A 14,322-nucleotide genomic window follows, 5' to 3' on the forward strand; every position below is an offset into this window, starting at 1 on the left:
TTAACCTAAAAACAATGAAAAGTATTTTTTTGTCCATGATATTTACCACCATTGCTGCTGGTAGTATATCTTTTGCACAAGCACAGCAACCTGCTGTTATTGAAGACTTTAAGCCGTCTTCTCTCAATCAGCCACAACAAGAATACCCCATGGTAAACTCGCAAGGTTATGCCCGTTTCAAAATAATAGCACCTGCTGCTGATAGTGTTCGTGTAAGTTTGGGTCTTGGTGGAAAAGGAGGCACCAAATTAGAAAAAGCCAGTGATGGTAGTTGGATGGGGACTACAGAAGGTCCAATGGACGAAGGTTTTCACTATTATAATATCAAGATTGACGGAGGAAAATTTAACGACCCAGGTGCTTTAAACTACTATGGCTCAGTTCGTTGGGAAAGTGGTATAGAAATTCCTGCACATGACCAAGATTTTTACGCGCTCAAAAACGTACCTCATGGTCATGTACAGCAAGTGTTCTTTCCTTCACCAAGCACCAATACATCTCGCAGAGCATTTGTATATACACCACCAGGCTATGAAAAAGGCAAGGATAAATATCCTGTACTTTACTTACAACATGGCTGGGGCGAAGACGAAACTGCTTGGATGAACCAAGGTCATGCTAATTTAATTATGGATAACCTCATTGCCGAAGGTAAAATTAAGCCTTTCATTATCGTAAATACGTATGGTATGACCAACGAAGTAAAGTTTGGAAAAATGAAAGAGTTTAAAATTGAGCCTTTTCAAACGGTTTTGGTAGACGAGCTTATTCCATACGTAGATGCTCATTTTAGAACAATTGCTAAACAAACGCACCGTGCTATGGGTGGGTTGAGTATGGGTGGTATGGAAACTAAAACCATTACCTTGAATAACCCAGATGTGTTTTCGCATTATGCTCTTCTAAGCGGTGGCACTTATGCACCAACCGATATCAAAGATAAATCGAAAGTGAAACTTATATTTTTGAGCTGTGGCAGTAAAGAAAGACCAGAAGGAGTCATAAAATCGGTAGAGGCATTAAAAGAGGCAAATTTTAACGCTGTTTCTTACGTGTCAGATAAAACTGGTCACGAGTTTCAAACATGGCGTAGAAGTTTACATGAATTAGCTCCGTTATTATTTAAATAACGATGGATTATCAAAAACTAGACAAACACTATGTCGCAAAGATGCTTTAGTTGATGGGATACCGTTTTAATTAGCAATGATTTTGGTATCTCATATAAATAAAAGGAAATGAAAAACCAGAGAAATAATTCAATATTCCATAAAATACAAGTAGCAATTATACTAATATTTTCAATAATTTTAGTCCAGCCAATTGTAGTAAAAGGACAAAGTAAAAGCCATTCAGAAAAAGGAAATAGCCAAGCATTCATTGCTTCGGAGAAATACCGTAATCTGTTTTTGGAAGTAGGGTATAGTCAAAACGAGATAGATGCTAAACTTGCCAAAGCATATTATGATATTTTTGAAGGACCCAATCGGGTATATTTTGCCGTAGGTGATTCTATGGCTTATGTATCTGATGTAAAAAATCATGATGCCCGAACCGAAGGCCTTTCTTATGGAATGATGATTGCGGTTCAACTCAATAAAAAAGATGTTTTTGATAGAATTTGGAGGTGGTCAAAAAAATACCTTCAACACCAAAGCGGTCCTCGTGAAGGATATTTCGCATGGAGTATCAATACAGAAACGATGAAAAAAAATTCTGAAGGTTCCGCATCTGATGGCGAATTGTATTATGTCACTAGTTTACTATTTGCAGCCAACAAATGGGGAAATGATACGGGTATTCATTATTACAATGAAGCGCGAAGAATATTGGATGCGATGTGGAAAAAAGACGGTACAGGAAATATTTATCATCTGATTAACACAGCACATAAGCAAATTACCTTTGTGCCAGAAGGGGATGGTTATAATTGGACAGACCCCTCGTATCACTTACCTGCATTTTATGAAGTATGGGCATTATATGCTAAAGATGGTCATGAGCAGTTTTATAAAGAATGTGCCGATACGTCTCGTGTATTTTTACACAGAGCTTGTCATCCGGTTACGGGACTAAATTCTGACTATACAGAATTTAGTGGGGCACCTCATCCAACTCGCTGGATGCCCCCAGGTTTTCGTTATGATTCATGGAGAGTACCAATGAATATTACCATGGATTATACTTGGTTTGGAAAAGATAAAACTTGGCAAGAAGATTACGCCAAAAGGATTCAAGCCTTTTTTCGCTCAAAAGGTATCGATACTTATGACGACCAATTTAACTTAGATGGTTCAAAACCTGATTTTATTTTGCAAGCAGGTAGTGTAAAAAAGTTAAGACATTCAATTGGATTAGTCTCTACAGTCGCTACCGCATCACTTGTTAATCATGAGAAAAACAATGTCGATTTTGTACGAGCAATTTGGAATGCTAAGTTAGCGCCTTACGAAGATGGGTATTTTGATCCTTATTATGATGGCCTGATGTATTTATTTAGTTTGATGCACCTGAGTGGGAAGTATCAAATTATCAAACCTAAATAAATAGTATTTTAGACTGAAAGTTGATTTTTGAGAGGTTTATATATGCTGATGTAGAATAATAATAAGCGTTATTACTATTATAAGTATGTATTTAAATAACAGTTAGGCGAATTAAAGAAAATAGTCATTCTAATGCTTTTTATTCTTGAATTTATCAAATAAAAAGTTGCTAGTATTATATTTTATGTTTAATTTTACTATATCCAATCCATGTGTATTGGACTCTCTCTGGTCTTCTTTTATTTTTCAAATGTGTTACTTTGACACATGTTTTTTGCATTATTATTCTCAATAGTTAGTGATTTGAAAACTATTGAGTACCCCATCTTTTAAATTGTAGAAACTCTTAGTTGAACTGTCCAAGCTTTTTTTTGTAGTAAGTGTTCTATTGTGTTATACTATAATTTCTAAAAAAATATTGCCTATGATAAATGTAAAGATTAAAATTGTTTAAAATGATTTTTATGAAACAGCTATTGAAGTTGAAAAATTAATAGGAGTAAATTTCCAGAGAGAATTATTGATTTCAATTCAGATAGACGGTATAATTATCCAATAAAGTCATTGTTCCCATGAGAAGAATTTAAAGAAAGTGATTAATTCCACTTGTTAGATTTTTATTAGCCAATAATTTCAAACAAAATTATTGGGTGTGCTCTTTTTTGCCTGTTCAGAAAGTATTCTTCGGTAGAAAATAAAGGATTTCCCAGAGAGAGTCCTTTTATTTTCTACATAGTGTTCTATGGTGTTATAAGATAATTTTAAACAAAGTATTATTACTTATGGTGAAATAAATTATTAAATATTATCAAAGGATTTCTTTTGATAATATCCGTGCTTTTTGATATGAAATGCAGATTTTACTAAAAGTCAACATAAAGTTTGTCAGAGAGACATATTGACTTTATTACAGATGGATACTATGATGATAGTACTTTATGACCTTAAATAATTTTAAATGAAATTATTTAAGGGGTGGATTTCTTTGCCCTTTATGTAAACTAAGCAATTAAACTAATAATGGATTTCCTTGAGAAAGAATCACAGATTATTGGTAAGTGAGAAAACGATTTGCCGTGTTATTTTTCAATTTTTAATCTCAAATCTTATATTATGAAAAAACAATTATTGTTTCTATTAGGGCTTTTATTATGCTGTTCATTTGCAAGAGCTCAAAAAAATATTTTGGGTAAAGTCACGGGAGATGACGGAAACCCTATTCCAGGAGTCAATGTACGGATTCAAAATTCTCAAATTGGTAGTTCAACAGATGCTAGTGGTAAGTATAGTCTACAGGCCTCACCACAAGATGTTTTAATCTTCAGTTCGGTTGGTTATGTAAATCAAGAAATTAAAGTTGGAAACCGCAATGTAATTGATGTTGTATTGGTCTCTAGTGTAAGTGCTTTGGAAGAAGTGGTAGTAGTAGGTTATGGTACTCAAAAAAGATCTTCAGTAACAGCGGCGGTAGCCTCGGTCAGTGCAAAAGACCTAACAGCTTTACCTGTTCCAAGCATTGAGGGTGCACTACAAGGACGTGTCTCAGGTGTGCAAGTAACGAATAATGGTTCACCAGGTGTTGCTCCAGTAGTAAGAATACGAGGGGTTGGCTCTATTAATTATGCTGCTAATCCATTATATGTGATTGATGGTTATCCTGTAGGGAACATGAATGACTTAGATATGAAAGATGTAGAATCTTTAGAAGTACTAAAAGATGCAAGTGCAGCGGCTATTTATGGTTCACGTGCAGCTAACGGTGTAATATTAGTTACAACTAAAAAAGGTACAAGAGATAAAAAACTACATGTAAATGTTGAGACTTACTATGCTACACAAAATGCTTGGAAAAAATTGACTCCCTTAAATACTCAGCAGTACTTACAATACGGAAAAACTTTATTAACTGCCGCTGGAGCAGCCTTCCCTGATCGTTGGAGTCAGATGAATAATGAAACCTATCCTGGCTCAGGGGTTACTTTTGCTAATACAAATACTGATTGGCAAGATTACTTATTTCAAACAGGTATCTTAGCTAATAGTACAGTATCCATTACTGGTGGAAATGAAACTTCTCGTTTCTTGACATCTTTTGGTTACTACAAACAAGATGGTATTTATGTTGGAACTAATTATGAAAGAGGTAACCTACGTGTTAATTCTGACCATAACCTTGGAAAACACTTTACTATCGGACAAACGTTAACAGTTGCTATAGGGAGTAAATTAGATGAAGGTGTAGGCGGTGGACGTACAGCATTAGCCAATGTAATCAAAAGCTTGCCCTATACTCCTGTATATAATCCTACAGAAATTGGTGGATATTTTGGCACAACAAACGCTGATGGTTCTGACCCAGTAAACCCTCTGATTCCAGCAGTATTAATTAGAAGTCAAAATCGTAATGTAAGAGTATTGGGTTCACTTTTTGCAGAAATAAAATTTACAGATTACCTAAAATATAGGTTTTCTGCTGGTTTAGATTATAATTCAACAAGAAGCTTAAGCCGTACTCCAATTTATACTGCGGGACAAATGAGTAGCCCGTTTAATACTATTTCTGATACAAGAGGAGATTATTACGGAACACTTTTTACAAATCAACTTTCTTTTGATAAAACATTCAAAAAACACTCAATTAATGCAATTATTGTAGCTGAACAACAATTTGGCAAATCTGAAAGTATTACTGCTTCAGGAAATTACTCCACTAATACTTTCACCATTGTTACACCAAATGTAACAAGTCCAGCGGCTGGTGGTTCTAAAAGTGAAACTACTATCTTATCTTATCTGGCACGTGTGAATTATGATTTTGGAGGAAAGTATCTTTTAAGCGCCTCTATTCGTCGTGATGGTTCTTCATTATTTGCTCCTGGTAAAAAATGGGGAACATTCCCTGCGGCCTCTATTGGTTGGAGAATCAGCGAAGAAGAATTTATGAAAGAGATTTCCTCTATTAACGAGTTAAAAATAAGAGGAAGTTATGGTTTGGTAGGTAATACAAGTGGTTTGCCTAATTATGCTTGGCAGTCATTATTAGGTGCTGCTACTACTTATGTTTTTGCTAGCGGAACAACACCGGGTTTATCAACAAATCAACTTGGTAATACAGAATTAGGCTGGGAGACAACTAAAATGGCTGATATTGGAATCGATTTAGGGATGTTGAAAAATAAAGTTACGATTTCAGCCGATTACTATATCCGTGAAACCTCTGATAATAGTTTGATTTTAGCGAGACCTCTAGCATCATCTCTTGGCTACACAAATAATACCATTGCCAATTTTGGAGGTATGAAAAACTCAGGCTTAGACCTTCAAGTTAGCTACAACCATACTGGAGGAGACTTTAAATGGAAAATAGGAGGGAATGTAGGTATTGTAAGAAACAAAGTAACCTCATTAGAAGCTCCAATTTTTGCAGGAGGTCATGCTGAAACAGGAGCAAGCGTAACTAAAACAGAAGTTGGAATGCCTGTACAATATCTTTATGGCTATGTGGTTGATAGAATTTATCAAAGTCAGGCAGAAATAGATGCAGATGCAGCTTTAGCAAAAAGTAAAAACTGGGATAGCTATCAAGGAGGTTCAGCAGCACCAGGGGATATTCGTTTTAAAGACTTGAATGGTGATGGTAAAATAGATGACTCAGACCGTACAATGATAGGAAATACACTTCCTGATTTTACTTACGGTGTCAATTTTGACTTCAACTACAAGAACTTTGACTTTACTTTATTTCTACAAGGTGTTCAAGGAAATGATATTTATAACAACCTGAAAACTCAGACACAAGGTATGGTTCGTCTATTTGGAGCTACTACTGATGTGTTGAACGCTTGGACTCCTCAAAATACGAATACTAATGTTCCAAGAGCTGTAAGTGGCGACCCTAATGGCAATACTACTCGTCCATCTAATAGATGGGTAGAGAAAGGGTCATTCATGCGTGTAAAAAATATAAGTTTGGGTTATACAGTACCTTCTAGTATTCTAAAATCTTTTGCAGGGGGGTCAATTTCAAGAATAAGAGTGTATGTGTCAGCTCAAAACTTATTGACTTTCACAAAATACACTGGTTATGATCCAGAAATTGGCTCTCGTGATAATGCTCAACTTGTATATGGTATAGATAATGGACAATATCCACAAGCTCGTACTTTGATGGCAGGTCTTCAATTAGGTTTTTAATATTTATCCCGTATCAATGCTCTTTTCTTGAATAGTATCATTTCAAGGAAAATTAAAATTAAAAGAAAATGAAAAAGAACCTTATATTCATAGGAGTATTATCACTTAGCATTGCTTTTGGGTGTAATGATGAGTTGAATAAAACAAACCCAGGCTCACTTACCACCGATAGTTATTTTTCAAATACAACCGAATTAGAATCAGGCGTTAGTGCTGTGTATGGTCTTTTGACAGGCTCAAACCTTTTTGGAAGAGAATACTTTTTTACGAATGATTTACGTAGTGATGATTTTGCAACGGGTGGTGGGCAATTAGAAGCACCTCGTGCTCAGATGCTAACTGGTGTACATCAACCTACTAATTCTGTTTTAGGTGCTGTTTGGACTGGTCTCTTTCGTATGATTCACCGTGCTAACGTAGTCATTGATGCCAAAGATAACGTTAAAACATTCAATGCAACGGATGAGACGAGGAAAAAAAGAATTGTCGCTGAAGCGAAATTCTTAAGAGCGATGGCATATTATGAGCTTAGTACTATGTGGGGTGGTGTACCTATTTATACAACCACTGCTACAAAATCAACCGATGCTAAACCTCGAAATACACAAGATGAAGTTTTTACACAAGTAATTAAAGATTTAACTGAAGCACAAGCTGATTTGCCGTCATCCTATACTGGTGCAGATTTAGGACGTGCCACAAAACATGCTGCACAACTTGAGTTAGCTAGGGTTTTGATGTTCAAGGGCGATTTTGCTGCTGCTAAAACTGAACTAACAAAGATTGTTTCGTCAGGCTTGTTTGGTTTAACAGATAGTTACCTAGATAATTTCCTTGAAGAAACTGAATATAATAAGGAGTCTATTTTTGAAGTTGGTTTTGATAGTAAAAATGGGATGAGTTGGGATAACGGCGATAGTGATAATATTGCAGGAAGTAGTCCAAAAAGATCATCTATTCGTCATCAAGAATATTCTGCCGTAGGTTGGAGAAACCTTATTCCATCTAATGAGATTATTGATGAATTTGAGCGTACACAAAAAGGAGATACAAAAAGAGACCCTCGTATGAGTTTCACCTTATATTTTAAAGGAGACTTGATTAATCAAGGGAAAGGCAGATTAGAGGTTGATTATCCTGTTCAAGGTAATACATCAATTTTAGATGGGGTTGAACAAAAAATTAGTTGGAGAAAGTATTCATGCTTATATAAAAATGCCGATGGGTTTTTTGATTTAGATGGCATAAATATGAGAATAATGCGTTATGCAGAGGTTTTGATCAATCTTGCTGAATGTGAAAATGAGTTAGGAAATATCAGTGCTTCAGTAGCACTTTTAAACCAGCTTCGCAATCGTGCTGATGTACAAATGCCGAATTATCCAACTAAAAATTATCCAGTGGGTACCAAAGAACAAGTGATGACTGCTATTCAACATGAAAAAAGAGTAGAATTTTCAGCAGAATGGTTGAGAGCTAAGGATATTGTTCGTTGGAGAAAACAAGGGAAATTGAAAAAAGAACCTTTTACATATTTTGTTGCTAATAAGCATGAATTATTACCTATTCCTCAAACTGAGATAGACAATAATCCAAATATAAAAAGCAATAATCCTGGATATTAAGATATAATATATTTTGACTTACATTTATTTTTTCAATAAGTAGTCGTTGAACTTCAACAACTACTTATTGAAAATTAATTGTTTCATACAACAGGTATTTGTAATCGTATATATATTAGAGGTAATTGATTTACATAAAAACCACAATCATGAAATATCATTTTTTCATTGTTTTTTTACTCTTGCTTGGTGCTTGTACTTCTGAAGACACCTTATTTGAAAAGGTAAGTGCTAATCATACCAATATTACCTTTAATAATGAAATTAAAGTCACAGATTCGTTAAATGTACTTGAGTTTGAGTATATCTATAATGGAGCTGGTGTGGGTGTGGGTGACGTAAATAATGATGGACTAACTGATATATTTTTTGCTGGTAATCAGGTGAGTTCTCAACTTTATCTGAATAAAGGAAACTTTGAATTTGAAGATATTACTACAAAGGCGAATGTTAGCACAAAATCATGGTGTACTGGCGTGGCGATGATAGACATCAATCAAGATGGTAAATTGGATATTTATCTTTCTACTATTCATCCTAACAGAGATAAGTCAGCCCTCAAATTACTATTTATCAATCAAGGAAATGATAAAGATGGTGTTCCAATTTTTAAGGAATCAGCTAAAGAGGTAGGCTTAGCCGATGATTCTTATGGTACTCAGGCTACTTTTTTTGATTATGATTTAGATGGCGATTTGGATATGTATTTGTTAACAAATGCGATGGAAGGGTATAATAGAAATAATAGTATTGGACAACATCAGGATGCATCGGGGCGAAGAGTAGATAAATTATTTAGGAATGAAGGTAATAACAAACAAGGCTTACCTATTTTTAAAAATGTTTCAAAACAAGCAGGAATTGTGGATGATGGTTGGGGCTTAGGCGTAATTATCAATGATATTAATCAAGATGGTTATCCAGATGTTTTTGTAGGCAATGATTTTTTCTCTAATGATCACCTTTACATTAATAACAAAAACGGGACATTTAGTAATAAAACAGATGAGTATTTCAGACATTTATCTCAGAATTCTATGGGGGTAGATATGGCCGATATTAATAACGATGGCTTAAATGATTTGGTGGTTTTGGACATGCTTCCAGAGGATAACCTCCGACAAAAAACAATGTTTATGAATATTGAGTACGATAGATTTCAAGATAATTTAAGAAAGAAATTTTACCCACAATATGTGCGAAATGTACTTCAAATTAATAATGGAAATGGTTCTTTTAGTGACATCGGATACTTGTCAGGAGTAGCAGCAACAGATTGGTCTTGGAGTCCATTATTAGCTGATTTTGATAACGATGGCTTAAGAGATTTATTGATTACTAATGGGTATCGTTTAGATGTAACAGACTTAGATTTCGTCGTTTATCGTAGAGATTTTGAAAGGATTGACAATCCTAAAGATAGGCTAAAAAAGATGAAAGAAGCCTTTGCAACATTGACAGGTGTAAAAAAGCCCAATTTTTTATTTAAGAATAAAGGTAATTTACAGTTTGAGAATGCAACAAAATCTTTTGGATTAGGTGATGCTTCCTATACAAACGGCACAGCTTATGCTGACTTTGACAATGATGGTGATTTAGATTTAGTCATGAATAATATTGATGATAAAGCTTTTATTTATCGGAATAAATTGATGGATAGAAACAAAGATGCCTCATCTGTCAATAACCATTTTTTAAGGCTAAAATTACAAGGTAATAGCCCAAACAGAAGTGCATTCGGAGCAAAAGTAAATATTTGGTATCAAGGAAAATATCAGTTTGCAGAACATCAAACGATTAGAGGCTATAAATCTACCGTCGAAGATTTTATCCATTTTGGTGTGGGAAATGCTTCAAAAATTGATAGTTTAAAAATTACATGGGGTTCTGGCAAAGAGCAAGTAATAAAAAATATTACCTCAGACAGAGTATTGATTGTAAGTGAAAACAATGCTTTGCCTATTTCAAAGCAACTTCCGAAGGATGAAATCTACACTTTTAAAGAAGTATCTCAGGAATATCATATCGACTGGAATTCAGAAGAATTTGACTATAACGATTTCTTAATTCAGCATACACTACAGCATAAACATTCTGAGTTAGGAGGGGGTATTGCGGTAGGCGACATCAATAATGATGGTTTAGAAGATTTTTTTGTGGGTGGTTCGGCTCATAAACAAGGAGCTTTCTTTTTACAAAACGCCAATGGAAAATTTAATAAAAAATACTTTACAGAGAAAACAGAAGAAGATATGGGCGTACTGCTCATTGATATTGATAATGATAAAGACCTCGATTTGTATTGTGTGAGTGGAAGCTCAGAATTTACTACCAACAATACAAAGTATCAAGACAGACTATATTTCAACGATGGAAAAGGGAATTTTAAACCTTCAATGGGTTATTTGCCTGTTACCAAATCAAGTGGTATTTGCATTAATGCTTGTGATTTTGATAAAGATGGAGACTTGGATATTTTCCGTGGGGGTAGAGTCCGTTCAACAGAATACCCATTAACGCCTGAATCATATTTATTTCAAAATAATGGCAAAGGGCATTTCAATAATATTGCTCCTGCCATACAAGATTTAAGCCTTTGCGGAATGGTAACTGCTGCCTTATGGACAGATTATGATAACGATACGTGGATGGATTTAATGGTGGTTGGTGAATTTATGCCCGTTTGTATTTATAAGAATAATCAAGGGAAATCATTTACTAAAATGGCACCCAAAGGTTTAGAAAAATCTAATGGCTGGTGGAACAGTATTTCTGGTGGAGATTTTGACAATGATGGTGATACAGATTATATTGTAGGCAACTTAGGACTAAATACAAAGATGAAAGCCTCTGAATCACAACCTGTTAGTGTATACTACAAAGATTTTGATGATAATACTATCATGGACCCTCTATTCACAGCTTATAATCAAGACAAGGAATATTTAGTACATCCAAGAGGTGCGTTGATAGACCAGTTAATTGCTATGAGGAGACGTTTTAAAACATTTAAAGAGTATGGCGAAACTACTTTCGACAAAGTACTTCCTCCCGCAGATTTGAAAAATATTGCGAAATTACAGGCTTACACTTTTACCAATTCCTATCTCGAAAATAAAGGCAATGGACATTTTGAACTAAAACCATTACCCATTGAAGCACAATTTTCTGTTATGTACGGTACACTCATCAAAGATTTTAATGATGATGGGAATTTAGACATTTTATCAGTGGGCAATGACTATGGTACAGAAGTACTTACGGGTAGATATGACGCTGGTATCGGAAATTATTTACAAGGTGATGGCAAAGGGAATTTTAAAAATGTATCTGTAACAAAGAGTAATTTTTTTGTAAAGGGCGATGCAAGAGGAATCGCTCAACTTCATTTGAAAGATGGGAAGAGTTTATACTTAGTTTCTCAGATTAATAACAAACTACTTTCATTTGTACAGCAGGACGAAAAAAATAGCATTGTTACAAACAAAAAAAGGAAACAGGAAAAATACGTTGGATCGGGATATCTTTCACAAAGTAGTACGAGGGATTAATTATTATGTAAAGCGTACCAAGATGGTTCTATTATCATAAATAGAACATCGTTTCAAATATTTGAGTAAATACCATTAAAAATCCAGACAATGAAAAGCAGGAGATTACTTTTTTTTCTTATTAGCTTAATGATTAACTATTGCAACGTTTTTGCTCAACCACCACGTGGGACTTTGGTGATTTCTCCACAGGTGAATCTTGATAAAACCGTCACGTTTCGTTATCAGTCTCTTTTGGCAAAAGATGTAAAATTGAATGCACAGTTTGAAAAATCTCCTGTATCTATGACTAAAGATGCTCAGGGAATTTGGAGTGTGACTGTTGGCCCTGTTAATCCAGACATTTATCCTTATAGTTTCCAAGTTGACGGCATTACAGTGATGGATCCTGCCAATGTTGCATTCTTTCCTAATGAACGATTTAAGGCTAGTCTTGTAGAAATTCCAAGTACTCCTCCTTCTATGCACGCTATCAAAGATGTGCCACATGGTACTGTCAGTTACGAATATTATCCTTCGATTTCAGGGACAACAGGTTCGTTAGTAGTATATACTCCTCCCGGATATGCTAAAAATTCCAAGATTAAGTATCCTGTTTATTACCTTATCAGTGGAACTACAGATACTGAAGAAACTTTTTTTAAAGTAGGAAAAGTAAACTTCATCATGGATAATTTGATAGCTGAAGGCAAAGTAAAACCGATGATAATTGTAATGCCTTATGGAAATATAGCAGCCAGACTAACAGAACAATTAGGTGGTCAAAAACCTGCTGACCCTGTAGTACGTGATGATGCTGATGCGGTGAAACGTGCCAAAGACTTTGAGAATGATTTGATAAAAAACATATTACCTCATATCGAGCATAATTATCATACTGAAAATACTCGTGAGAGTCGTGCTATTGGCGGATTTTCTCGTGGGGGAGGACAAACCTTAAGAACAGCATTTAACAATATGAATACCTTCGCTTGGGTCTGTAGCTATAGCTCATACCTTTCGCCAGCAGAAATGGATAAAAGTTTCGGACATATAACTAGTAATGCGTCAAATACTGACAAGCAATTAAAATTACTATGGACAAGTGTTGGTAATGAAGACTTTTTATACAAAGGAGCTGTAGAGTTTATGGACTATTTGTCTGCTAAAAACATAAACTACAAAAAATATATCAACGATGGCGGTCATACTTGGATGAATGTGAAGAAATATCTTAATGAAACACTACCATTATTGTTCAAATAACAAAAAAGTAGCCTCTCAAAAAGTATAGCATAATTCTGAATCAATTATCTAAAGTATTCAAACGAATCAAAATCATGAAACGAATAAATTACCTCTTTCAAGTCTTGTTATTTTCTACTGTTACGGTTTTAGCACAACGACCGCCGTCAATTAGTTCACCAGATGTACACGCTGATAATAGTGTTACTTTTAGGTATTTTTCTAAAGTCGCACAGAAAGTCACGCTTGTTGGTGAATTTTTAGCCAACCCTGTTGCATTAAAAAAGGATACTTCGGGGATTTGGAGTGTAACTGTACCCGCTATTAAACCAGATATATATCCTTATAGTTTTTTTGTAGATAGTGTACAAATAGCAGACCCTAACAATACGTATATCTTTGCCAACGAAAGATTCAAGCGAAGTATCGTAGATATTAAAGGCGATAAACCCCTTGTTCATTCCCTTCAAAATGTACCTCATGGCAAAATTAATTATTGCTATTATCAATCATCAACCTTAGGGACTACTCGACAATTGCTTGTGTATACTCCTCCAGGATATGACGCTTTTTCTGGCAATAAATATCCAGTTTTATACTTGATACATGGTGGCTCTGATACAGAAGAAACATGGACAAAGGTGGGGCGTGCAAACCTCATTGCTGATAACCTCATAACAACAGGAAAAGCTAAACCCATGATTATTGTAATGCCCTATGGTAATGTCAGACCAGCCCCAATGTCAGACTTTACCAAAGATGTTATCAATGATATCATTCCTTATGTAGAAAACAATTATTCTGTACTAACAGATAATGAACATCGTGCAGTGGCTGGGTTTTCGGTAGGGGGAGGACAAACGCTTAATATTGGACTTACTAATACGGATAAATTCGCTTATGTGTGTTCTTATGCACCATATACCGCAACGGAAGAATTTAAAAAGAATTTTACTGACTGGAATCCAGATGCTACAAAAATAAATAAGCAATTAAAATTATTTACGATTAGCGTTGGAACTGAAGATTTTTTATACGAAAGTGTAAAACAGAACATTGCTATGTTTGAAGAAAAGAAAATCAAAATAGCTCCTCTTATCGTATCGGGTGGGCATACTTGGATGAACTGTAAGTTGTTTTTAGCCAACTCTTTACCACAACTCTTTAAATAAAAATATCATT

The 14,322-nt window shown here is 34.8% G+C and carries 7 protein-coding genes; all 7 read left to right on the plus strand.

Annotated elements, in window-relative coordinates; all coding sequences use genetic code 11:
* Positions 1 to 14: 14 nt before the first annotated feature.
* The 7 genes from AC07N0_RS20060 (at position 15) to AC07N0_RS20090 (ending at position 14,312) form a co-directional block, all read left to right on the plus strand.
* On the plus strand, positions 15 to 1,130 hold the full coding sequence (locus AC07N0_RS20060; protein ID WP_494590707.1) for an alpha/beta hydrolase-fold protein: 1,116 nt from the start codon (positions 15 to 17) through the stop codon (positions 1,128 to 1,130).
* Positions 1,131 to 1,238: 108 nt separating this feature from the next.
* The gene (locus tag AC07N0_RS20065; protein WP_494590708.1) at positions 1,239 to 2,546 is read left to right on the plus strand and encodes a family 8 glycosyl hydrolase; all 1,308 of its coding nucleotides are present in this window, start codon (positions 1,239 to 1,241) and stop codon (positions 2,544 to 2,546) included.
* A gap of 1,113 nt (positions 2,547 to 3,659) precedes the next feature.
* Entirely contained in the window at positions 3,660 to 6,740 is a 3,081-nt protein-coding gene (locus tag AC07N0_RS20070; protein ID WP_494590709.1) for a SusC/RagA family TonB-linked outer membrane protein, read from the plus strand.
* Between the two features lie 68 nt (positions 6,741 to 6,808).
* A complete protein-coding gene (locus tag AC07N0_RS20075; protein WP_494590710.1) occupies positions 6,809 to 8,365 on the plus strand; it encodes a RagB/SusD family nutrient uptake outer membrane protein in 1,557 nt (518 codons plus the stop codon).
* Positions 8,366 to 8,514: 149 nt separating this feature from the next.
* The gene (locus AC07N0_RS20080; RefSeq protein WP_494590711.1) at positions 8,515 to 11,916 is read left to right on the plus strand and encodes a VCBS repeat-containing protein; all 3,402 of its coding nucleotides are present in this window, start codon (positions 8,515 to 8,517) and stop codon (positions 11,914 to 11,916) included.
* A gap of 129 nt (positions 11,917 to 12,045) precedes the next feature.
* Positions 12,046 to 13,161 carry an alpha/beta hydrolase-fold protein gene (locus tag AC07N0_RS20085; protein WP_494590712.1) on the plus strand — a complete coding sequence of 372 codons (1,116 nt, stop codon included), beginning with the start codon at positions 12,046 to 12,048 and terminating at the stop codon, positions 13,159 to 13,161.
* A 74-nt stretch (positions 13,162 to 13,235) separates the two neighbouring features.
* Positions 13,236 to 14,312, plus strand: coding sequence for an esterase (locus AC07N0_RS20090; protein ID WP_494590713.1), 1,077 nt, complete (start codon positions 13,236 to 13,238; stop codon positions 14,310 to 14,312).
* Positions 14,313 to 14,322: the final 10 nt, after the last annotated feature.

This window comes from Arcicella sp. GW821-FHT09D11 (genome assembly GCF_059416265.1).